We start from the raw sequence: 22,528 nt of genomic DNA on the forward strand, positions 1-22,528 counted from the left end.
GCACGTTCCGCGTCACCTGCTCCGCCGCCGCCGAGACCAGCTCCGACTGCGACGCCGACTCCTGCGCCGACCCCGACATCTGCATCGACACGCTCGACAGCTCCTCCGACGCCGACGCCAACGCCTGGGAGCTGGCCTCGATGCCGCGCAGCGTCTCGCTCATCCGGTCCAGCGCGACGTTGAGGGCGGTGCCCATGTCGGCGACCTCGTCCTTGCCGACGACGTCGACCCGGGTGCCGAGCCGACCCTCGGCGACCTCGCGGAGGGCAGCGACGGTCTCGCCCACCGGCCGGGTGATGGAGCGCACCAGCACTCGCACCAGCCCGGTGGCCAGGACGACAGCGAGCAGCAGCCCGACGTACACCGAGCGGCGGCCGGAGTCCTTCATCGACTGGAGCTCGGCGCGCATCTCCGCGAGCCGCTCGTCGATCATCACCTTGAGCCGGTCGGTGGCGTCGTAGACCGCGCTCCAGGCTGCGCCGGCGTCACCGCCGTTGATGCTCTTCATGATCCCGGGCAGCGCCGAGACCCCGTCGGTGCGGAGCCGCTGCTGGATCTTCGCGTCCTCGGCGAAGAACTGCGTGAACTGCTCCTCGGTCTCGGCGACGACGGCCTTCTCGTCCGCGGTCAGCCCCGAGGTGTCCGCGGTGGCGAAGAGCTCCTCGACGCCCTTCTTGGCGTCCGCGAGCCCCTGGGCGTTGTAGCCGTCCGGGCCGAGCGCGCGCTCCACACCGTACGCCGCGGCGTCGGCGAGGTAGAGCCCCTGCCAGCCGGTGACGTCGTTGATGGAGATCAGCAGCTCGTCGGCGATCTGGCGGCCGTCCTGCACGGCGTTCATGTCCTCCTGGAACGCGTCCGACCGGCTCTGCGAGGAGAGCCCGTTGTAGGCGGCGGCCCCGATGCAGAGGCCGCAGAGGGTGAGGATGACAGCCAGCCGAACCCCGATCCGGAGGTTCCTCAGCCGACGGGTGATCGTGCGCATGTGTGTGTGCTTCCCGTGCTCGTGGTGACGCGCGGAAGCCGGGTCTCGACCCCCGCGCCGGTGTCATCGGCCGGGAGACGAGGTTCCTGAGGGGTTGGCCCAGTCGGCGGTTCGCGGAAGGCTCGACACGTCGATCCCCTTCCGGCGTGCTCAGAGGCGGTCGCCGTACGTCTCGACCGCGTTGTCGACCCTGACCCGCTGACGGAGCTCCGCCGGCAATGTGGTCAGTGCGTGCCGCGGGTCGTCGTAGTCCCAGTGTGGGTAGTCCGAGCTGTACATCAGCGTCCGCTCCGCATGGGCGATCTCGCAGAGCACGTGCAGGTGGTGCCGGCGCCTCGGCTCGGGCATCGGCTGGCTCGTGAACCGGACGTGGTCGACGATGTACTCGCTCGGCAGCCGGCGGACCCACGGCACCTCGTCGCGGAGCCCCTTCACGTTCTTGTCGAGCCGCCACATGACGTCGGGGACCCAGCCCAGCCCCCCCTCGGTGAGCACCACCTTCATCTCCGGGAACCGCTCGAAGACGCCGTGGCAGACGAGGCTGATGACGTTGGCCTGGAACACCTGGCTGAGCCCGGCATGCCACTCGACGTAGTAGGTGGGGGTGCCGCCGGCCATCGGCGGCGAGGTGCGGAAGATCCCCTCGCCGGAGTTGGGGTGCACCGTGACCGGCAGCCCGAGCTCTGCCGCGGCCTCGTAGACGGGGTAGTAGTGCCGCTCCCCCATGAGCAGGTTGGTGAGTGGGAGCAGCACCGCGACGAACCTCCGGTCCGCTCCGGCACGCCGGACCTCGGCCGCGGCGAGCTGCGGGTCCTGCGCCGCGACGACGAGGTTGCCGCGGTAGCGGGGATCGGCCGACAGCCAGGTGTCGGCCAGCCAGTCGTTGTACGCCGACGCGATGAGCGCCGCGGCGTCGGGATCCGGCATCGCGCCCAGCCCGAGCACCTCTCCCCCGATCAGCACGGCCCTCGACACCCGGTTGCCGTCGAGGAGCTGGTGGGCCGTGAACGCCGGGTCCGCGCCGGGCGCCGAGCCGTCGGGAGCACGCGCGTCGTCCCGCAGCACGCCGGCCTGGTTGACGTAGAGGGTGTTGCGTGGGATCGAGACGGCTTCCCGGTGGCCGACGGTGGTCAGGTTCCGCCGCTCGTCGAGGCCGAGCCGGCGACGCTCCGCCTGCGAGAGGTACGGCGACAGGTCGGCCAACCCACGCTTCATGATCGGGTGGACGTCGCAGTCGACGAGGTCGTCGGGGCCGAGCGTCTCGGTCATGCGCAGCTCCAGGCGTGGGCAACCGTTGCGGAATGACGGCCCGATCCGTCAGGGTCATGCTTAGCAAATCGTTTGGCACCGCGATAGGGGTTCGCCGTGGAGATCAGGCTGGGGAGCGTGGAGGAGCTGCGCGCCGAGGGGTGCCGGGTGGTCGAGGTCGAGGGGCGGCCGGTCGGCGTGGTGAGCGTCGGCGAGGAGTTCTTCGCGATCCACGACCGGTGCCCGCACATGGGGGCGTCGATGTGCGCCGGCTCGGTCGGCGGGACGCTCCTGGCGTCCGCCCCGCACACGCTGGTCTACGGCATGGACGGCGAGGTCATCCGCTGCCCGTGGCACGGCTGGGAGTTCGACCTCCGCTCGGGCCGGTCGCTGCTCGAGCCCGACCGCGTCGGGTTGCGCACCTACCGGGTGTCCGAGCGCGACGGCGACGTCGTGCTCCACACCTGAGCGCCCCGCCCCCTTGCGACCCCGCGCTCGTGGCTCTACGGTCGGACGCAATCGATTTGCGTGACTGCCGTCACACGCCGTCCGCACCCGTCTCGCACCACCGACTCCGAGGAGCGCCGTGATGACCGAGAGCACCGTCTCCAGACGATCCCTGCTGGTGGGAGCAGCGGCAGCGGCCGCCGCCGGCGTCGCGTCCGGGGTCGCAGCCCCCGCGGTCGCGGGGACGGGAGCCCCGTCCCTCCCGCCGACCGGGCGTGCCCCGCTGTGGAAGCAGGCTGCCCGCAAGGGCATCGTCTTCGGCTCGTCGATCGCCACCTGGCAGCTCGACAAGGGCTACCCGCGGCTGCACGCACGCGAGGCGGGATTGCTGTTCACCGAGGACGACCTGCTGTGGTACCAGCTCAAACCCAGCCCCGATGCGCCACTGAATTTTGGTCCCGGTGACCAGATCATCGACTTCGCCGAGAGCAACAAGCAGCTCACGATCGGCGCGCACCTCGCCTGGGACGAGGGGTTCGGCGAGGGGTGGACCGATGACGACCTCTGGGGGTTGAGCCGCAAGGAGGCGCGGCGGCTGCTCTACGGCGTGATCCGGAAGCAGGTCGCGCACTACAAGGGGCGGATGAACGGCTGGATCGTCGCCAACGAGGTGACCGACCCCGAGGAGCGCAACAAGCACGGGTTCCGCACCAACGTGCCGTGGTTCAGCACGATCGGCCCGAGCTATGTCGAGAAGTCCTTCCACCTGGCCGAGCAGGGCGACCCCAAGGCGCTGCGGATCATCAACGAGTTCGGCTTCGAGACGGTCAACGAGTGGGGCGACCGCCCGGAGCCACGTCGCCGCGCGTTCCTCAAGGCCGTCGACTGGCTCCTCGACCGCAAGGTGCCGGTCCAGGCCGTGGGCATCCAGGGCCACCTGCTCGCCGACGGCTTCGGCCGGAAGTTCGACGAGCGCGGCTACCGCGGCTTCCTGCGGGAGATCGCCGACCGCGACCTGAAGATCCTGATCACCGAGCTCGACGTGCTCGACGAGGGGCTGCCGCGCAACATCGTCAAGCGGGACCAGGCCGTCGCCGACACCTACCGCCGCTACCTCGACGTCACCCTCGACGAGAAGGCAGTCAAGGCGGTGGTCGCGTTCGGGCTGACCGACCGTTACACCTGGCTCGACGAGGACCAGCCGCGCGAGGACGGCGGCCACCGGCGCCCGCTGGCGTTCGACCGCCGGCTCCGTCCCAAGCCCGCATACACCGCGATCAGCAACGCGTTCAAGCACGCCCCCGAACGCCGGCAGCTCTGGAAGCTCGAGAAGGGGCGCTGAGCACCCCCGCCGCCAGCACCGAGGGGGGCGCCGAGGACGGCGGGCTATCGGAGCTCCACGACCTGCCCGAGCCGAGCGGACCGGTAGCCCGCCACCGCGACCTCCAGCGCCCGCACCCCGTCGACCCCCGACGCGCACGGCTCGAGCAGGGTGCCGGCACGCACGGACGCGACGAACGCCTCGAGCATCGCGCGGTCGGCGTCCTCGGCGAAGGACTCGTGCCGCAGCCCGGCCGGTGATCGCTCGCCGACGCCGGCCGCGACCACGTGCACGGCCTCGGCGCCGTCCCAGAGGTCCAGGGAGCCCTCCGCGCCGACCAGGCGGAGGTAGAAGTCGTGGTCCCAGGGGTTGCCGGCCGGCACCGACCAGCTCGGGTCCACGCTGCCCACCGCCCCGTTGTCGAGGCGCAGGGTGAGCACCGCGGTGTCGTCGACGTCGCACCCCCACAGCAGGGCGCCCGCCTCGGCCGACACGTGCGTGACCTCGGACCCCGTCACGTGGCGCACCGCGTCGGTGACGTGCACCGAGTGGTCGATCAGCGCGCCACCGCCGGCGGCGACCGGGTCGGTGATCCAGGCGGGGTGACCGGGCGGCAGCGGCGGGCGGCCACGGTTGCCGCCGACGACGCCGACGAGCTCCCCGATCCGGCCCTGCCGCACGGCGGCCCGGGCGCGCGCCACGAGGGGCAGGAACCGGGCGACGAACGCGACGTGGAGCTGCACGCCTGCCGCCTCGCAGCACGCCACCATCGCCTCGGCGTCCTCGACCGTCGTCGCCAGTGGCTTCTCGCAGAGCACGTGCTTGCCGGCGGCCGCGGCCCGCTCGACGTGGTCGCGATGGTCGGCGTTCGCGCTGCACACGACGACCGCGTCGACGTCCGGGCTCCCGAGGAGCACGTCGGCGTCACCGGCGTACGGCGCGGCGAAGTCCCGCTCGATCCAGCGCGTGTGCTCGCGGTCGACGTCGTGGACCCCGACGAGCCGGACCCCCTCCATCGAGGTGAACGCGCGCACGTAGGCCCAGGCGTGCGGCATGTGTGCGGCGCCGAGCACCGCGATCCCGAGCTGCCGGCTCACGTCCGCTCCCACGAGGTGAGGTCCACGGAGCGTCCGGTCCGCGCGGACTCGAGGGCGCCCAGGGCGGTGTGCAGCGCCTCGAGGGCCTCGGCAGCGGGCACCGGCGAGGGGCCACCCTGCCGGACCGCGGCGAAGAAGGCGGCGAGCTCGCTGGTGAACCCGCGGTCGGCCAGCACGTCGAACCACTCGGCGTCGCCGTCGCGCGGGTGGAGCACGCCGCCCATGAGGTGGTCGTAGCTCCATGCCACGCGGCCGGCCGTCCCGACCACCTCGCAGCCGAGCTTGAACCCGCGGCCCGCCGGGTGCGCCCAGCTGCACTCGACGTGCGCCAGGGCGCCGTTGCGGTAGCGCACGGTAGTCAGCGTGTAGGTCCGGGGACCGGCCCCGCTGTCGGCCGCCATGCAGGTCACCCGCACCGCTGGGCTCCCGACCAGCCACCGCGCGTAGTCGAAGGCGTGCACCGCCTGGTCGAGCAGCGGTCCCCCGGACACCGTCGGGTCCGCCAGCCACCCGGCCTCGCTCCAGCCCGGGAGTGCGCTGGCGGTCGAGTGCGTGACCATGCGCACCTCGCCGATCCGCCCCGACACCGCGACGTCGCGGGCCGTGCGGTGGTCGGGTTCGAACCGCGCGGCGTGACCGACCATCAGCAGCCCGGGCGCGCGCTCCGCGGCCCGCACCACCCGGCGTCCCTCCTCCATCGTGCGGGTCAACGGCTTCTCGCAGATCACGTGGCGCCCCGCGTCGAGCGCCGTGATCGTCGCCTCTGCGTGGGCCGTCGGCGGCGTGCACACGTCGACCACGTCGACGCCCGCGTCCAGCAACCCGGTGACACCGTCGACGACCTCGGCGCCGTGCTCCCGTGCGAGCCGGTCGGCCTTCCCGGCGGCCGGGTCTGCCACCGCCACGAGCCGCACACCGGGGTCGACCCGGTAGGCGCGGGCGTGCACCCCGGCGATCAGCCCGGCCCCGAGCAGCCCCACCGTGAGGGTGCGGCTCACCCCCGCCGGACCTCGATCGACGGGGCGGTGGGCTGGAGGTCCGGGCCGAAGAAGGAGAACGCCACGAGCTCCTCGGTGCCGGTGCAGGTCACCTCGTGCACCCAGGTGGCGGCCGCGTGGGTGAGCACCAGCTCGTCGCGACCGGGCACCCCACCCTCGACGTCGACGCCGGCGTACGTGCCGCTACCCGACCACACGAAGACGCTGTGCACGCCGGGCTCCTGCAGCCGGTGGGTGGCCCCGTGCGGGACGACGATCCGCTTCCCGGCGTACTTGGTGGTGTTGTAGAAGACCCAGCTCTCCTGACCGGCGCTGTCGGCGCCGAGCACCTGTTGCGGGGAGAGGTGGCGGTTCTCGTAGAACCATGGGTCCCCGTTGGTCTCCCAGTCGACGAAGCGCAGCGGGAACCGCTCCCCCTCCCGCTCGCGGTCCTGCGGCCGGACGTCCTTGAAGAGCAGCTCCTTGGAGATGATCCGGCCGGCGTTGAGCGCTTGGAACATCGCGAGCACGTCGGAGTCCTCCTGGAGCTCGAGCGTGAGCGCCGTGCCGGGCGCGTGCAGGACGCCACTGGGGACGTGGAACCCCTCACCGACGACCTGGAGCTCCGCGCGCGCGTGGCGCAGGATCAGGTCGCTGTCCCAGTCGACGAGGTAGGGCAGCAGCACCTCGTGGGCCCGCTGCTCGGCGATCCACGGGTGCACGCCGAAGAAGGTCTCGGGGTGGGCGCCGAGGTCGACGCCGCCCAGGAAGTGGTAGGACTCGTCCTTCGCGTTGCACCCGACGAGCGCGGCGTACTCCTGCGGCGGGTGGATGTGGTACGGCAACCGGGCCGCGTAGTCGAACAGCTTGGCGAGCCGGCCGAGCCCCGCCGGGTGGGAGGCGGCGTACTCCTCCCCCATGACCGCGACGGGGTCGGCGGCCACCGCGTCGCGGAGCAGCAGCCGCTCGCCGTGCTCGCCGACGAGGTGGCTGAGCCCTTCGTCGTCCGGGCCGACCCGGTTGTCCGCCCGCGTCGTCGAGGCGAGCCACCGCTCGCAGATCGCCCCGCGCTCGCCCACGTCGTAGGCGTCCTCGGGCAGCCCGAGCCGCCGTCCCGGCGGGACGAGGTCGCGGGCCACCCATGCCGGCTCGCACCGGAGGACACCATCGCCCTGCTCGAGCAGCTGCTCGAGGACGCCGCGTGTCGCAGCCGGCTCCATGTCAGCCCTTCACCCCGGTGAGCGCGATGCCCTGGACGAACTGACGCTGGAAGATCATGAAGACGATGATCATCGGCAACGTGGCGATGACCGAGCCCGCGAAGAGCAGGGTCCACGAGGTCTTGTTCTGCACGACGAAGAGCGCCAGCCCGACGGGGACCGTCATCTTCTCCGGGTCGGTCATGATGACCAGTGGCCAGAAGAAGTCCTCCCAGGCGCTCTGGAAGGTGAAGATCGCGTTGGCGGCGAGCGCGGGGGTGCACAACGGCAGCACCACGGTCCAGAAGATGCGGAACTCCCCTGCCCCGTCGATGCGCGCGGCCTCGAGCAGCTGGTCGGGGATCGACAGCATGTACTGCCGCAGCAGGAAGATCCCGAACGCCGAGACGATGCCCGGCATGATCAGCCCCCAGTAGGAGTCCAGCCACCCGTGGCCACCGTTGCCCGTCCAGTCGTTGCCGCCGAAGAACGGCACGTGCTGGATGATCAGGTAGTTCGCGATCAGGGTGATCTGCCCGGGCACCATCATCGTGGCCAGGAACAGGATGAAGATCGTGTTGCGTCCGGGGAACTTCCGCTTCGCGAAGACGTAGGCGCAGAGCGCGTTGAAGAAGGTCTGGAGGACGGTGATCGTGATCGCCACGAACGCGCTGTTGAGGAACCACCGCCACTCGCCGTGCCCCTGACCCTGCTGGGCCTTGGTCAGCTCACCGATGTTGAGGAACCCCTTGTACCCCGACGTCGTGGGGTCCTCCGGGATCCAGTGCGGGGTGGAGGAGAAGATCTCGCCCATGGGCTGGAAGGAGGCGCTCACCAGCCACGCGAAGGGCGCCACGAAGAGCAGCGCGAGCGGCGTCAGCACCAGGTAGGTCAGCAGCTTCTGTCGCAGCCCGAACTGGCTGTTGCCTTCCTTCGGTTTCTTCCTCGGCTTCTCGGGCTGGGTCACCACGGGTGCGGACGAGCGCACCTCGTGCCCGTCGACGACGCCGCTCATGCGTGCTCACGGTCGGTCACGTGTCGTACCCCTGTCTCATCAGCCGCAGCTGCAGGGCGGTGAAGACCAGCAGCATCGCGAACAGCGCGAAGGCGAGGGTGCTGGCGTAGCCCATGTCGAAGTACTTGAAGCCCCAGAGGTACATGTAATAGACCATCGTGGTCGTCTTGTTGACCGGTCCGCCGCTGGTCATGATGTAGATCTGCGTGAAGACCTGCAGCGACCCGATGATCCCGAGGACCAGCAGGAACACCGTCGTCGGGCGGAGCATCGGGATCGTGATGTACCACAGCCGCCGCAGGGGACCGCACCCGTCGATCCGGGCCGACTCGTAGAGCTCCTCGGGGATCGCCTGGAGCCCGGCGAGGTAGACGACCATCGAGAAGCCGACGCTCGCCCAGACGCTCATCAGGATGACGCCGGGCATGGCGAGGTTCTTGTCGGAGAGCCACAGCAGCGGCTCGTCGATGATGTGCAGCTCGAGCAGGTAGTGGTTGAAGAGCCCGTAGTCCCCGTTGTAGAGCCACTTCCAGAGGATCGCGGAGACCACGAAGGGCGTCACGACCGGCAGGTAGAAGGCGGTCCGGAAGATGCCACGGAACCGGAACGGCAGGTTGAGCAGGAGCGCGAGCAGCAGCCCGATCGCCATGTGCAGCGGCACCGACGCCCCGGTGAAGTACGCCGTGTTCAGCACCGACTCGACGAACCGCTCGTCACCGACCATGTCCCGGTAGTTGTCGAGGCCGACGAACGGCTTCTCCGGCTCGATGATGCTCCACCGGCGGAAGGTGAGCCAGAAGCCGAACACGAGAGCGCCCAGGGTGAAGACCGAGAAGATGATCATCCCGGGAAGCAGGAAGAAGTACGCGGACCGTTCGCCCCAGATCCGGCCGCCGAGGCCGGGTCGGTTCTCGTGCGGGATGTTCGGCTTGGCCTTCCGCCGCGACCGCCGCCCCCCGACCTCGGGGGCGGGGGTCGCGGCGTCGGTGCCGGCCGTCAGGTGCGATGCGGCCATCAGCGAGACAGGATCGCGCGGCCCTGCTCGGCAGCGCTCTCCACGGCCTCCCGGGCAGTCACGTCACCGTAGATCGCCTTGCCGAGCTCCTCGTTGAGGATGGTCTCGACCCGCGGGTACTTCGGGTTGTTCACGGTGCTCGCCACGCCGCACTCCATCAGCTCCGCGAAGGGCTTGAGGATCGGCTTCTCCTTCTCCAGGTCCTCGCTCTCGAGCAGCGACCGCGTCGGGGGCAGCAGGGTGCCCTCGGTCTTGTAGGTCCAGTCGGCGAGGTTCTCGGGACGGGAGAGGAACTCCATCCACAGCCACGCCGCGTCGGAGACCTCGGTGTCGTCGAACATGACCAATGAGTCACCGGCGATCGTGGTCTTGCAGCCGGCGTCGCCCTCCGGCAACGGAGCCGCAGCCCACTTGCCGTCGATCTGCGGGAACTCGTCGGCGAGCGTCCCGGCGAACCAGGCTCCGGCGACGTACATCGCGACGTCTCCCTGGGCGAAGGCCACGCGGCCGTCGTAGGAGTTGGAGTTGAAGTAGTCCGGCGGCGAGTACTGCGCGAGGTCCACGTAGAACTCGGCGGCCTTCATCCCCTCCTCGCTGTCGAACGCGATGTCCGTGCCGTCCTCGGTCAGCACGTCCCCGCCCGCCTGGTAGAGCCACGGGTACCAGTAGTACGCCGACTCGGTCGCGAACATCTCGAAGCCGTACTGGTCCTTGCTCTCGTCGGTGAGCTGCTCGGCGGCGTCGGCGAACTCCTCCCACGTCGCCGGGGGCTCGGCGATGCCGGCCTCCTCGAACAGGTCGGTGCGGTAGAAGAGCCCGGTGGTCTCGCCGTCGTACGGGAGCCCCCACATCGTGTCGTCGTAGGTGACGAAGGTCTTGAACGCGTCGACGTAGTCGTCGGACTTCACGACCTCGCTGCGGGACATGTAGTTCTCGAGGTCCACCAGGGCGCCGCGGGACGCGTAGTCGGCGGTGTCGCTGGCGTTGATGTAGGCCACGTCGGGCGCGTTGTTGCCGGCGATGCGGGTGCTGAGCACCTGCTGGGCCTGCTCAGCGGGAGCGTTCTCGAACTTGATCGTGATGTTCGGGTACTCCTTCTCGAACTCCGCCTTCATCTGCTTCATCTGCGGCTGGTTGCCCACCCACGAGAAGAACGTGACGGTCTGCGGCTCGGAAGGCTCCTCCACCGGCCCCTCGCCCTTGCCGACGTCGGCGCGAGGCTCGTCGTCGCCGTCACCGCCGCCGCAAGCGGCGAGCCCCGTGCCGGCCACGATGGTCAGGGCGACGATCGCCGGGATCCTCCAGGACTTGTGATACCTCACTGCACCCGCTCCCTCTTCTCGGACGGCGTCGACAGAGAGCCAGAGCGACCGGTGCAAATCGATTGGCCTCCTGGTCGGGAAGCCTGCGCCGTGGTCGGGCGTTTGTCAATGGATGAAGGTGGTGTCGGTCACACATTGTGACGTGACCGAGACGGAGCCGTGCCGTACCTCCTGCGGTAGGCGCGTCCGAAGTGCGAGAGGCTGCCGAACCCCGCCGCATGACAGACCTCGGTGACCGACAGCGAAGTCGAGGCGAGCAGCGACCGCGCGAACCGCAACCGGCTCGCCTGGAGGTACTCCTGGAACGCCATCCCGGTGTGCTGCCGGAACCGCTCGCTGAACCAGTTCGGCGACAGGTGGGCACGCGCTGCAGCGTCCGCCAGCGTGATCGGGTCGCGGAAGTGCCGGTCGACGAAGAGCACCGCGTCACGGACCCCATCCCGCTCGTCCGCACGGCCTCCTCCGGCAGGCTCGGAGCCGTCCACCGCCGCGCGGCGCGCCAGCTCCACCAGCAGGCAGGCCAGCAGCCCCTCGGCGAGGCGTGCGCTGCCCCACCGCGGATCCTCGAGCTCGGAGCGCAGCCGTGCAAGGTCGTCCGCGGCACCGGAGAACCCGTCGGCACGCCACGGGAATCCGTCGAGGCCGCCCGTTCCCAGGGCGGCGAGCTCACGCTCCATGACGGCCGGGGCGACGACGGTGTTGAAGCAGTCGAGCGGCTCCTCCCCCGTCACCTCGAGCGCGTGGAAGTCGGCGGGCGACAGCAGGAACGCGCTCCCCGGCCCGATCGTCGTCGCCTCGCCGTTGACGACGTGCCGTGCGGTGCCCGCGACGACCAGCCCGAGCTCGTAGTAGTCGTGCCAGTGGACCTCGACGCTGCCGAGGCGCGGCCGCATGACGCGGACGCCGGCGCGCGGGTGCAGCAGCGACTCCGTGCTGAACCGCTCCACGAGGTCGGTCACGAGAGATCCATCGGCGTCAAATCGATTTGGGCTCCGTTACAGTACCGCCATGTCCACACGTGAGGCGGCTGCCGGCCCGGACGGAGCGTCGTCCCCGGGCTCGCGCGTGACCATTGCGCAGGTCGCGAGCCGCGCCGGGGTGAGCCCGACGACGGTGTCGCACGTCCTGTCCGGCAAGCGCGTGGTCGGCGCCGCGACTCGGGGCACGGTGCTGGAGGCGATCCGCGAGCTCGGCTACCGGCCCAACTTCGTGGCCCGCAACCTGCGCACCCGCCAGTCCCACATGATCGCGGTCGTCGTCCCCGACATCACCAACCCGTTCTACGCCGTGCTGACGCGCGGTCTCGCCGACGCGGTCGACGCGGCGGGCTACGGCACCTACGTCTGCAACACCGACGGCCAGCACGAGCGCGAGCGCAAGTTCTTCGAGGACGTCATGGACCGCGGGGTGGACGGCATCGTCTTCGCCTCCGGCGAGACGGCCGCCGAGCTCTCGTTCGGTCCCGCGGACGCCTCGACGCCGATCATCTGCATCGGCGAGCAGCTCGACCACCCGCTGTGCGACGCGGTCGTCCCCGACGACGAGGCGGGCTCACGCGAGGCCGGCGCGTTCCTCGCCGCCCGGGGCTACACGCGGGTGGCGATGATCCAGGGGCCGCCGCACTACGGCGCTCCGCGCACCGCAGGGTTCCGGGCGGCGATGCAGGCCGCGAAGCGCAAGGTGCCCGCCCAGCGCATGGTGCGCGGCGACTGGACGCGCAAGGGCGGCTACGAGGCGATGAAGAAGCTGATGGCCCACAGCCCGCCCCCCGACGCGGTCTTCTGCGCCAACGACCTGATGGCGATCGGCGCGATGGACGTCGCCCACGAGCTGGGGCTCGCGGTCCCCGACGACCTCGCGATCGTCGGCTTCGACGACGTCGACGCCGCCACGATCGTCACGCCCCAGCTGACCACCGTGCGCAACCCGGCGTACGACGCGGGGAGCACGGCGGGCGATCTCCTGCTCAGCCGGATGTCCGGGCGCTACACCGGCAGCGGACGCACGGTGGTGCTCCCGTGCCCGCTGGTCACCCGGGGCAGCGCGTGAGGGCACGGGCCGGGGTCGAGCGACTCACGGCTCGGGGAACGTCACCACGGCCTTGACGAACCCCTCGGGCTTGTCGCGCAGCGTCGCGAACGCGTCGTCGATGCGCTCGAGCGGGAAGCGGTGGCTGACCATCCCGTCCATCGACAGCACGCCGGAGGCGAGCAACCGCATCCCGACGGACATCCCCCGCATGATCGTCGGGACCTCGCGGAAGTGGGCGTTGACGACCGTGAACGCCATCCAGTTCCACCACGCCAGCGGCAGCACCCGGTCGGGCCCCTGGTGGAACCCGACGACGGCGATCTTCCCGCTCATCCTGGTGGTGTCGCCGCAGGTCGTGAGCGCGCCCTGCGTCCCGGTGCACTCGAACGTGATGTCCGCACCGCGGCCGTCGGTCACCTCGCGCACGACGTCGGGGAGCGACTCGCGGGTCACGTCGACGACCCGGGTGGCGCCGAGCCGGGCGGCGCGCTCGAGGGCGTCGGCGCGCGCGTCGGCCACGACGACCTGGCGGGGGCCGCGCAGGGCGACGAGCTTCTGCACCAGGTTGCCCATGAACCCGGCGCCGATCAGCACGACGTCGTCGGCGAGCCGGACGTCGGCGGCCTCGACGGCGTTGGCGGCGCACGCGAGCGGCTCGCCGAGCGCCTCGTCGAGGGGCCCGTCCCCCGCCGGGAAGCAGTACGCCGCGTCCACCGCGACCAGCTCCGCGAAGCCGCGCTCGGTCACCCAGACCGCGACCCGCTCGCCGACCGCCCAGCCGGTGACCTCGAGGCCCACCGCGGCGACCACGCCGCTCACCTCGTGGCCCGGGTAGCGGGGCTCGCCGCCGGCCGGCCCGTCGATCCACGTCTCGAGCTCGGAGGCGCAGACGCCGGAGGCGACGACGCGCACCAGCAGCTGGCCGCGGCCGGCCTCCGGCGGGTCGACCTCCTCGAGGGAGAACTGCTGCGCCTCGCGCAGGACCGCGATCCTCACCCGAGCTCCCCGTCGTGGAGCACCACGATCGTGTAGACCCCGAGGCTCTCGACGTGCAGCCGGTGGACCCCGTCCTCGACGACCACGTCGAGCGGCGTCCGCCGCCCGTCCGGGGTCACCATCGTCGCGCGCTCCTTGTCCTTCGGCAGCCGGACCCGCAACGGTACGCCGGTCACCGGCCGCACCGCGTCGAGCGCGGCGTCGTAGTCGTAGTTCACCAGGTGCAGGGCGACCGACCCGTCCGCGAGGTGCTGCAGGTTGGCCGCCACCGGCGCGGACGTGTCGACCTGGCGTCCGTGGGGCAGCAGCTCGTCGACGACGTCGTGGTGTGCGGTCCGCAGGTCGCCCTCGACGGGCAGGTTCGCGGCCCTGCGGTCGGTGACCACGACCGTGCCGCCACCGGCGAGGTACTCCTCGACCCCGGCGGCCTGGGCCTCGGTGAGCGCGTGCACGTCCGGCAGGACCACGGTGGTGTAGCGGCGGAGCTCCTCGGCGGACGCCCGGTCCGGCGCGGTCACGCCGTCGGCCCAGATCACCACGTCGAACGGGACGGCCGCGCCCGCCAGCGTGCCGGTCACGACCCGGTAGGGGACGACGACGGACGCGTCGGTCGCGTTGGTCGTGTTGTCGCTGGCGTCGGCCTTGCCGATGAGCTCGCGGGTGCTCTCCACGCTGAACACGACCGCGACTTCGTTGACCGTGCGCCGTGCGAACAGCTGCTCGTGGTCGGCGAGGAATGCCTGGATCTCCGTGGCCAGCCCGTGGGGCGCGTAGAACGAGTCCTCGATGACGCTGCCCATCCACGAGCCGTAGGGCACCGACATGTTCGCCCCGAAGGCCGCCGCCTCGAAGAGCGAGAGCCGGAACAGGTCGTGCCCCTTCCCCTTCCCCAGCAGCCCGATGAGCTCGGGTACCACCCCGCCGTACGGGTTCTCGACGACGACGACGTCCTTGTCGCCGCAGAAGGCAGCGACGTAGCGGTACCACTCGGGCTGCCGGTACGTCGTGTTCCGCATCTCGGTGATGACCAGGTCGACGTCGTCGGCGAGCGCGAGGTACATCGGCTCGAGGTTGAAGAAGTTGCCGGAGACGATGATCTCCCGGCCGACCGAGCGGGCGTAGCCGCGCGCGTAGTCGGCGAGCTCGGCGAAGTAGCGCTTGATCGCACGGCACTGGAAGGCGTAGTAGTCACCGAACAGCGGCGCGGACTCCCGCCCCTCCTTGAAGTCGTGGCCGCGCTCGAGCAGCCACTCGCCGTAGTGGAAGTCACCGAGGTCGACGCCCTCGAGCTCGGGAGGCGGTTGCGTCATCGAGCGCAGGTGCTCCCGGAACCCCTTCATGCAGTCCTTGCAGAAGCACGCGCCGTACTGGAAGGCGCCCATCGGCAGCTCGGCCTCGTCGAGCTGGATCCCGTCGACGCCGGCGTCGACCTGGATCCGGATGACGGCCTTGAGGTACTCCCGCCAGACCGGGTTGTTGCGGTCCATGTAGAAGCACTGGTGCTCGCGGTCCGGGCACTCCACCCAGTGCGCGTGGCACGGCCGCTGGTGGATGTCGCGGACCACGCACTCCTCGACGAGGTCGGTGACCGGCTAGCCGTCGCTGTTGACGAGCCCCGCCGGGAAGTAGTGCTCGACGGGCTTCCAGAGCGAGGGATAGCGGTTCGACGAGAACTCGCGCAGCCCCATCCAGTCGCGCTTCCCGACGCCCCGCAGCTCGTTGATCGCCAGCACCGTGGTCTCGTCCCCGTCGAGCTCGACGGGGAACTCCCACCCCTGCGCCTCGAAGACGATGCCGAGCACCTTGATGCCCCGCTCGTGGCAGGCGGCGACGAACTCGCTGTCGTTGACGAACCCGTAGAACCGCGACCGGGCGTCCACCGGGCCGAAGGCCTCCTGCTCCAGGTAGGGCAGCGAGAGCGAGCCGCCGCCCATCGACGCCCAGACCAGCACGGTCGCGCGGTAGTCGACGAGGTCGTCGACCATCTTCAGCCGCCGCGGCGGCAGGCTCGGGTGGTAGCAGTGCTGGCGCGGGAACCAGGCGTCGAAGTAGACACCGCGGTGCATGCTGGGCCTTCCGGTCGGGGGATCAGTCGACGATCAACGGGGAGAGGGTGCGCTCGGCGATGCCCAGCCCCTGCAGGACGCGTGTCTGGTCGCCGCTCCAGACGGGGTCCTCGTGCTCGACGGAGACCACCCCGTCGTACCCCGCCTGGTAGAGCCGGTCGACCAGCCGCCGCCAGTCGACCTCACCCAGCCCGGGGATCCGGTAGCGCCACCAGCCACTGACCCACGGCTCCCGGTCGAGGACGCGGCCGAAGACGCCGTAGCGGGAACGGGCGTCGACGTGCACCTCGACGTCCTTGGCCTGCACGTGCAGCACCCGGTCGGCGTGCGCCTCGAGCGCGGCGAGCGGGTCGATCCCCAACCACACCAGGTGGGACGGGTCGTAGTTGAGCCACAGCCCGAGCCCGGCCATCCACCCCCAGAGCTCCGGCGAGTAGGCGAGGTTCGCCGGGTAGCCGTCGGGGTGCCACCCCTCCATCGGGCAGTTCTCGACGACCAGCCGGACGCCGCGGTCCGCGGCGTAGTCGACCAGGGGCGGCAGCACCTTCTCGGCCAGGCGGAGGTTCTCGGCGACGCTGCGGGACACGTCGCGGCCGACGAAGGTGCCGACGAGTCCGACGCCGAGGAGCTGGGCGGCGTCGATGCACCGCCGCAGGTGCTCGTGCGTGGCCTCTCGTACCGCGAGGTCGGCGTGGAGGTTGTTCTCGTAGTAGGCGACCGCGGAGAGCTCGAGGCCGTGGTGCGCGAACAGCTCCCGCACCCGGTGCGCCTCGACCTCGCCGAACGACTCGACGTCGAGGTGGCTCGCCTCCCAGTCCCGGCCCGGCCGGTCCGGCCAGGCGGCGACCTCGAGCGCGGAGTAGCCGTGCTCCTCCGCCCACGCGGCGATCTCCTCCAGCGGCGTGCCCGGCAGGCACGCGGTGAGGAACCCCAGCCTCATCGTGCCGGTGTCGGCACGTTGGCGTAGGTGTTGCCCGCGAGGTCGCGCCCGCGGGCGAGCCAGATGCTCCACCCCTCGTTCTGCGGCACGTCCTGCATCTTCACCGACGACGGGAAGTAGCGCATCGTGTAGCCGGTGCGACGCACGGGGCTGGTGTTGGGCTTCGCGCCGTGCACGATGCGCCCGTCGTGCATCGAGAACTCCCCGCGCTGGAGCTCGAAGTCGACCGCCTTCTCCTCGTCGACGCCCGCGATCTCGGCGTGGAACGTCTGCTCGGTCATGTCGGTGGGCACGTAGTTCGGCGAGAAGCCGCCGCTGAGGTGGCTGCCGGGGATGACCCGCATGCAGCCGTTCTCCCGGGTGCTCGGGTTCTCCAGCGCCAGCCAGATCGTCACGATGTTGTCGTAGCTGTCGAAACGCCCTTCCCAGTAGGCGCTGTCCTCGTGCCACGGAGTTGCCCGGCCGGTGAACGGGTCCTTGCTGATGAAGTGGCTCGACCACAGCGCGATGTCCGGCCCGATCAGCGGCTCGATCCAGTCGAGCACCTCGTCGGAGAGCAGGAACTCCAGCAGCCGCTCGTCGCGGTAGTGCGGCGTGTCGAGCTCGTCAGAGAGCTTGTCGCCCTTGTGGGCCAGGTGGTCGTTGAAGATCTCCTCGAGGCGGGCGAGCCGCTCCTCGGAGAACATCTGCTCGCCGGGCAGCAGGTAGCCGTTGGCGCGGAAGAACTGCACGTCGTCGGTGGTCAGCACGGTGAGGTCCTCTCGGTCGTGGTCGGCGCCGGGTTCGACGCGGCGTCTGCGGTGGACGCTACGGAGCCGCGGCTCGCCGGACGCCGCCTCTCCTCGGCACGGTTCGACGGATCTTCGGGTTCCCGGGGCGTACGACGCGTGGCGGGCCCGATCACGGCTGCTCCAGGGCCCTGATGATCTCGACGAACAGCTCCATGTCCTGCACGTAGTCCTCCGGAGTGGTCTTCGGGGTCGCGCCGGTCGTGACGACCTCGTGGAAGTACTCGAGCTCGTGGGTGTACGGGTCCTTGAGGTGCGGCCGGACGACGGAGCGCTCGTAGGAGTCGCCCACGGTCTGCTCGATCTGCAGCGTCGTCGGGAAGTGCCGCACGTACGGGGTGTCGTACTGGACCCGCATCGACGCGGTGGCGCCGAAGACCTCGAGGTGGGCGTCGAACCGCAGCTGGTCGTCGACACCGGTCTCATAGGTCACCATGAAGTCGCCGTAGTCGAGGAGCGCGACGACGTAGCCGCCGTTGCGCCACATCCGCGCCGCCGACACCCTCTGCGGCCGTCCGAGGAGCTCGCGCATCGCGGAGAGGTCGTGGCTGCCCAGCCCGCACAGCAGCCCGTAGGTCCAGCCGACCTCCTCCGGGACGTCGCCGAGCGCCTCGCGCACCAGGGCCGCCCGACGGGCCCACTTGTCGTCGATCGCGGCCTGCGGCACGTCGTCGGGACGGTCCACGTGGGCCGTCTGGTCGACGATCAACCGGTTCTCGCCGATCACGTCGTGCACCCGCGCGTAGCGGATCGGGCCGAGCTCGGGGAGCCGGCGCACGGCCTCGACGAACGCCGGGGCGAAGCGCCGCATGTAGGCGACCATCACTGTCTTGCCCGACCGGTCGCGCGCTGCGATGATCTCCTCCGCCTCGCGCGGGCTCAGGCACATCGGCTTCTCGACCAGCACGTCGAGCCCGGCGTCCAGGGCCGCCACGGTGCACTCGGCGTGGTACTCGTCGCTGTTGAGGACGAGCACGCAGTCGAGCGTCGCGGAAGCGATCATCTCGGTGGCATCGGTGTAGCGGTGCTCGACGCGGTAGCGGTCACCGACCCGCTTCACGAGCCCCGGGGAGATGTCGCAGACCGCGGCCAGCTCGTAGCGGTCCGGCAGCGACTCGATGACGGGCAGGTGGATGACCTGGGCGACCTCGCCCAGCCCGATCACCCCCACGCGCAGCTTGCTCAACTCGGAAGCCTCTCTGTCGTCGCGGGGTGGTCGTCGACCGGCGTCCACGTGGCGCCGGCGGCCGAGGAGCGCTCGACGGCGTCGAGCACCCGCTGCACCTGCAGCCCGTCGGCGAACGACGGCGTCGGCGGGGTGCCGGCGGCCACGTCCCTGACGAAGTCGGCGATCTCGTGCACGAAGGTGTGCTCGTAGCCGAGCCCGTGGCCGGGCGGCCACCACGAGCCGGTGTAGGGGTGGTCGGGCTCGGTCACGTAGATCCGGCGGAACCCGGCGTCCGCGGCCGGCCCCGTGGCGTCGTACACGTGCAGCTCGTTCATCGACTCGAAGTCGAAGGCGATGCTCCCCGCGGAGCCGTTGACCTCGACGCGCATCCCGTTCTTGCGACCAGTGGCGAACCGCGTCGCCTCGAAGGTCGCGAGCGCGCCCTGGTCGGTGCGGCCGAAGAAGACCGCGGCGTCGTCGACGGTCACCTCCCCGGTCTCCCGGCCCGCGCTCCCGCTGAGCCCCGAGGAGCTCTCCGGCAGCGGGCGCCGGTCGACGAAGGTGGTGAGGTGCCCGACGACCTCGGTCAGCCGGTGGCCGGTGAGGAACTGCGACAGGTCGATGATGTGCGCGCCGATGTCGCCGAGCGCTCCGGAACCGGCGGTCTCCTTGCGCAGCCTCCACACCAGCGGGAACTCAGGGTCGACGATCCAGTCCTGGAGGTAGTGCGCCCGGATGTGCCGCACGGTGCCCACGGCACCACGCTCGACGAGGGTCCGCGCGTAGGCGAGCGCAGGCGTGCGGCGGTAGTTGAACCCGACCGCCGAGAGGACCCCCGCGGCGCGCGCCTTCTCCGCGGCCAGCGTCATCTCCTCGGCCTCGACGACCGTGTTCGCCAGCGGCTTCTCGCAGAGCACGTGCTTGCCGGCCTCGAGGGCCGCGATCGCGATCTCCGCGTGGGTGTCGCCCGGCGTGCAGACGTCCACCACGTCGACGTCGTCGCGCTCGAGCACCTCGCGCCAGTCGGTCGTCCAGGCCGACCAGCCGAGCCGCTCGGCGGCGTCACGGGTGGCGGAGTCCGAACGGCCGCAGACGACGTTCATCGCGGGTCGGACCGGCAGGTCGAAGAACCGGTGCGCGTTGCGCCAGGCCTGCGAGTGGGCGGCGCCCATGAACGCGTAGCCGATCATCGCGACGCCCAGGGTCGGCCCCTGCTCGGCCGTCTCGTGCACGCTCATCGGGGCTCCCTCGGCACCTCGGCGCAAATCGTTTTGGCCACGCTATGTCCGCAACTCGTCCGGGTCAATGAGGCTCAGCGCCGGATGTGCATCGGGCCGAGCCCCAGGGCCGCCGCCGTCGGGAACGACGCCTGCGCGCCCGGCCGGCCGACGGCGTACGAGCCCACGCGGACACCGAGCTCGACCGCCTCGACCAGGGACCGGCCCGCGCTCAGCGCCGCCGCCAGTGCGCCGGTGAAGGCGTCGCCGGCGCCCGTGGTGTCGACGACGTCGACCTGCTCGGCCGGCACGTGGTGCACGGTGCCGTCCTCGCCCACGACGGCACCGTCCGGCCCTGCGGTGACGACCACCGAGCGCACTCGGCCGAGCAGCTGGCTGACGGCCTCCCGGGCCTTCTCCACGCCCCGCATGTCGGGCGCCGCCCTGCCCAGCAGCCCGGCCGCCTCCGACTCGTTGACGACGAGCGGGTTGCAGGCGGCGAGCACCTCGTCGGGGAGCGGCCGGTAGGGAGCGAGGTTCAGGACGACGCGGCACCCCACCTGCCCGGCCTCGCGGGCCGCGGCGACGATCGCCTCGGTGGGGATCTCGGCCTGGGTGACCACGACGCTGCGCGGACCAGCGAGCTGACGCACGGCGCAGGCGGTGGCGCCGCTCTCGAGCAGCTCGTTGGCCCCCGGCGCGACCACGATCGCGTTCTCCCCCTCCGCGTCGACGAGCACGAACGCCGTGCCGGTGGGGGTGCGGGTGGCGAGGACCTCGGTGGTGTCCACCCACGCCTTGGCGAGGTCCGCCACGAGCGCTCTGCCGTCGTCGTCCCGCCCGACGCGGCCGACCATCGCGGTGCGGGCGCCGAGCAGGCTGGCGGCGACCGCCTGGTTGCCGCCCTTGCCCCCCGAGCCCACCGACGCCTCGCCGCCGAGGACGGTCTCCCCCGGGCCCGGCAACGTGGTGACCCGGCAGACGCGGTCGCGGTTGAGCGACCCGACCACCACGACGTCGAGCGCCCTGGTCACGGCAGCGCCGCCATCCGCCCGAGGAAGAGCTCGCGGAACGCCTCGGCGTCCACCGCGGTCGCGATGCGGCAGTTCGGGGCCGGGGGGTCCTTCCACATCAGCAGGTCTGCGACGGCGACGCCGCGGGTGACCCGGCCGGCGGTCTCGACCGAGACGTGCGCGTCCTTCCACGTGACGAGGTCGGGGCGCGTGACGACCGCGACGGCGAGCGGGTCGTGGAGCGCGCAGCTTCCCTGCTCGAGCTCCTCACCCGGCTTGACCTCCTCCTGGTAGGAGATCCACCCCTCGGTCGCCTCGGCGGCGAGCGCGGCGAACCTGCCGCCCGACCGCGCCAGCTCCCGCGCATCGTCGCGGGTCAGCCTGACCCGACGCGTGACGTCGAGCCCGACGAGCCGCAGCGGAACGCCGCTGGACAGGACGACCTGCGCCGCGTGCGGGTCGCACCAGAAGTTGTACTCGCCCGGCATCGACGCGACGTTGGTCTGCTCGAGGTAGACACCCCCCATGACCACGACCTCCTTGACCGCGGAGGCCAGCCCGGGCTCGATCGTCAACGCCAGCGCGATGTTGGTCAGCGGCCCGATCGCGACGACGGTCAGCTCGCCGGGCTCGGCCGTCGCGCGGCGGACGATCTCGACCGCAGCATGCCCGGAGGTGCCGACCGGTGGCGCGTCGGGGCGCCGGAGCGCGGGGTCGAGCGGGGCGGACGCGCCGGTGACCACCGGCACGTCCTCGCGCCCGAGCAGCGCCAGCAGCTCCTTCGTCAGGCGGGTCGAGGTGACGACGTCGCTGTTGCCGCCGACCGTGGTGACCACCTCCACCTTGATCCCCGGGTCGGCGAGGGCCAGCGCCAGCGCGAACCCGTCGTCGATGTCCGAGCCCGGGGCACCCATCGCCAGGTCGGTGTCCAGGACGATCCGGCTCAGCGGCTGGCCCACAGCAGACCCCGCTCGGTGAGCGTGCGCACGTCGGGGTGGTCGAGGTCCTCGAGCTTGTGGCCCATCGTCGAGACGAACACCCGGCCCTTGCCCCACTGGCGGGTCCAGACCGCGGGACAGGTGAGCTCCTCGCGCCACGGGGTGTCGTCACGGACCCCGAACGTCGTGGTGGCGAGGACGTCGTTCAGCTCGTCGGTCAGCACCCAGTACTGCTCGGTGTCCAGCGACCAGCGGTCCAGCCCTGCGACGATCTCGTGTTCGGCGCGCTCGGGCACCACCTCGACGTCGTACTGCACGAAGCCGCCGGGGTGCGCCGCCCACTGGCCGCCGGTGAGGTGCAGGTAGTCGGGCGACCCGCGGAACGAGTCGACCACCCCGCCGTGCCACCCCGCCAGGCCGGTGCCGTTCGCCACGGCAGCCGAGAGCCCGAGCACCTGCTCGTCGGTGGCGACGCCCTGCGTGTAGCACTGCAGGACCAGGTCGGTGGCTGCCAGCTTCTCTGCGTCGGCGTACACCTCCGGCCCGTCGTGGACCTCGACCGCGAAGCCGTGCTCCTTGAGGAACGGGATGAACCGCTCGGTCGCCTCGACGGGGTTGTGCCCTTCCCAGCCGCCGCGGACGACCAGGGCCTGACGGGTGCGGGTGGTGTCCATGGCTCTCCTCGGGGTGGGTTGGAGGAACGCTAGCCAATCGATTTGCGCAGCGCCAGCGTCGGCGCTCCCGGGGC

At 71.2% G+C, this 22,528-nt stretch carries 22 protein-coding genes; 3 read left to right on the top strand and 19 right to left on the bottom strand.

Annotated features, from left to right (window positions below):
• The coding region (locus FIP57_RS17150) for a HAMP domain-containing protein (protein WP_148574783.1) at window positions 1–982 on the bottom strand (982 nt) is incomplete at its 3' end.
• A gap of 150 nt (window positions 983–1,132) precedes the next feature.
• A complete protein-coding gene (locus tag FIP57_RS17155) occupies window positions 1,133–2,251 on the bottom strand; it encodes an amidohydrolase family protein (protein WP_148574784.1) in 1,119 nt (372 codons plus the stop codon).
• 96 nt (window positions 2,252–2,347) lie between these two features.
• Here FIP57_RS17155 and FIP57_RS17160 point away from each other — a divergent pair, with 96 nt between their 5' ends.
• A complete protein-coding gene (locus tag FIP57_RS17160; RefSeq protein WP_148574785.1) occupies window positions 2,348–2,698 on the top strand; it encodes a Rieske (2Fe-2S) protein in 351 nt (116 codons plus the stop codon).
• A 121-nt stretch (window positions 2,699–2,819) separates the two neighbouring features.
• Entirely contained in the window at window positions 2,820–4,019 is a 1,200-nt protein-coding gene (locus tag FIP57_RS17165; RefSeq protein WP_148574786.1) for an endo-1,4-beta-xylanase, read from the top strand.
• Between the two features lie 44 nt (window positions 4,020–4,063).
• Here the strand turns inward: FIP57_RS17165 and FIP57_RS17170 are convergent, their stop codons facing one another.
• From FIP57_RS17170 to FIP57_RS17200, 7 genes are all read right to left on the bottom strand, one after another.
• A complete protein-coding gene (locus FIP57_RS17170; protein WP_148574787.1) occupies window positions 4,064–5,095 on the bottom strand; it encodes a Gfo/Idh/MocA family protein in 1,032 nt (343 codons plus the stop codon).
• On the bottom strand, window positions 5,092–6,093 hold the full coding sequence (locus FIP57_RS23330) for a Gfo/Idh/MocA family protein (protein WP_162529845.1): 1,002 nt from the start codon (window positions 6,091–6,093) through the stop codon (window positions 5,092–5,094). Before FIP57_RS23330 ends, FIP57_RS17170 begins: the two co-directional genes overlap by 4 nt.
• Complete coding sequence (locus FIP57_RS17180; RefSeq protein WP_148574788.1) at window positions 6,090–7,292, bottom strand: cupin domain-containing protein; 1,203 nt, start codon at window positions 7,290–7,292, stop codon at window positions 6,090–6,092. Before FIP57_RS17180 ends, FIP57_RS23330 begins: the two co-directional genes overlap by 4 nt.
• A 1-nt stretch (window position 7,293) precedes the next feature.
• Window positions 7,294–8,286: a carbohydrate ABC transporter permease gene (locus FIP57_RS17185; RefSeq protein ID WP_148574789.1), complete on the bottom strand. Its 993-nt coding sequence runs from the start codon at window positions 8,284–8,286 to the stop codon at window positions 7,294–7,296.
• 16 nt (window positions 8,287–8,302) lie between these two features.
• Entirely contained in the window at window positions 8,303–9,301 is a 999-nt protein-coding gene (locus FIP57_RS17190) for a carbohydrate ABC transporter permease (RefSeq protein WP_148574790.1), read from the bottom strand.
• The gene (locus tag FIP57_RS17195) at window positions 9,301–10,623 is read right to left on the bottom strand and encodes an ABC transporter substrate-binding protein (protein WP_148574791.1); all 1,323 of its coding nucleotides are present in this window, start codon (window positions 10,621–10,623) and stop codon (window positions 9,301–9,303) included. The genes FIP57_RS17190 and FIP57_RS17195 overlap by 1 nt, the downstream gene beginning before the upstream one ends.
• A gap of 128 nt (window positions 10,624–10,751) precedes the next feature.
• The gene (locus FIP57_RS17200; RefSeq protein ID WP_148574792.1) at window positions 10,752–11,582 is read right to left on the bottom strand and encodes a helix-turn-helix transcriptional regulator; all 831 of its coding nucleotides are present in this window, start codon (window positions 11,580–11,582) and stop codon (window positions 10,752–10,754) included.
• Between the two features lie 49 nt (window positions 11,583–11,631).
• Here FIP57_RS17200 and FIP57_RS17205 point away from each other — a divergent pair, with 49 nt between their 5' ends.
• Window positions 11,632–12,672: a LacI family DNA-binding transcriptional regulator gene (locus tag FIP57_RS17205; RefSeq protein ID WP_162529846.1), complete on the top strand. Its 1,041-nt coding sequence runs from the start codon at window positions 11,632–11,634 to the stop codon at window positions 12,670–12,672.
• A gap of 24 nt (window positions 12,673–12,696) precedes the next feature.
• Here the strand turns inward: FIP57_RS17205 and FIP57_RS23335 are convergent, their stop codons facing one another.
• The 10 genes from FIP57_RS23335 to FIP57_RS17255 all read right to left on the bottom strand — a co-directional run bounded on the left by FIP57_RS23335 (window position 12,697) and on the right by FIP57_RS17255 (window position 22,454).
• On the bottom strand, window positions 12,697–13,650 hold the full coding sequence (locus FIP57_RS23335; RefSeq protein WP_162529847.1) for a zinc-binding dehydrogenase: 954 nt from the start codon (window positions 13,648–13,650) through the stop codon (window positions 12,697–12,699).
• A complete protein-coding gene (locus FIP57_RS23340; protein ID WP_162529848.1) occupies window positions 13,647–15,215 on the bottom strand; it encodes a hypothetical protein in 1,569 nt (522 codons plus the stop codon). Before FIP57_RS23340 ends, FIP57_RS23335 begins: the two co-directional genes overlap by 4 nt.
• A 27-nt stretch (window positions 15,216–15,242) precedes the next feature.
• A complete protein-coding gene (locus FIP57_RS17220; protein WP_148574794.1) occupies window positions 15,243–15,716 on the bottom strand; it encodes a hypothetical protein in 474 nt (157 codons plus the stop codon).
• 22 nt (window positions 15,717–15,738) lie between these two features.
• The gene (locus tag FIP57_RS17225; protein ID WP_148574795.1) at window positions 15,739–16,656 is read right to left on the bottom strand and encodes a sugar phosphate isomerase/epimerase family protein; all 918 of its coding nucleotides are present in this window, start codon (window positions 16,654–16,656) and stop codon (window positions 15,739–15,741) included.
• Entirely contained in the window at window positions 16,653–17,405 is a 753-nt protein-coding gene (locus FIP57_RS17230; RefSeq protein ID WP_203231322.1) for a phytanoyl-CoA dioxygenase family protein, read from the bottom strand. Before FIP57_RS17230 ends, FIP57_RS17225 begins: the two co-directional genes overlap by 4 nt.
• Before the next feature lie 151 nt (window positions 17,406–17,556).
• The gene (locus tag FIP57_RS17235; RefSeq protein WP_148574796.1) at window positions 17,557–18,630 is read right to left on the bottom strand and encodes a Gfo/Idh/MocA family protein; all 1,074 of its coding nucleotides are present in this window, start codon (window positions 18,628–18,630) and stop codon (window positions 17,557–17,559) included.
• Complete coding sequence (locus FIP57_RS17240; RefSeq protein WP_148574797.1) at window positions 18,627–19,850, bottom strand: Gfo/Idh/MocA family protein; 1,224 nt, start codon at window positions 19,848–19,850, stop codon at window positions 18,627–18,629. Before FIP57_RS17240 ends, FIP57_RS17235 begins: the two co-directional genes overlap by 4 nt.
• A 74-nt stretch (window positions 19,851–19,924) precedes the next feature.
• On the bottom strand, window positions 19,925–20,863 hold the full coding sequence (locus FIP57_RS17245; RefSeq protein ID WP_148574798.1) for a ribokinase: 939 nt from the start codon (window positions 20,861–20,863) through the stop codon (window positions 19,925–19,927).
• Window positions 20,860–21,801, bottom strand: coding sequence for a nucleoside hydrolase (locus FIP57_RS17250; protein WP_148574799.1), 942 nt, complete (start codon window positions 21,799–21,801; stop codon window positions 20,860–20,862). The genes FIP57_RS17245 and FIP57_RS17250 overlap by 4 nt, the downstream gene beginning before the upstream one ends.
• A complete protein-coding gene (locus FIP57_RS17255) occupies window positions 21,786–22,454 on the bottom strand; it encodes a ThuA domain-containing protein (RefSeq protein WP_148574800.1) in 669 nt (222 codons plus the stop codon). Before FIP57_RS17255 ends, FIP57_RS17250 begins: the two co-directional genes overlap by 16 nt.
• Window positions 22,455–22,528 lie beyond the last annotated feature (74 nt).

This window comes from Nocardioides caldifontis (genome assembly GCF_008087345.1).
Lineage (GTDB): Bacteria > Actinomycetota > Actinomycetes > Propionibacteriales > Nocardioidaceae > Marmoricola_A > Marmoricola_A caldifontis.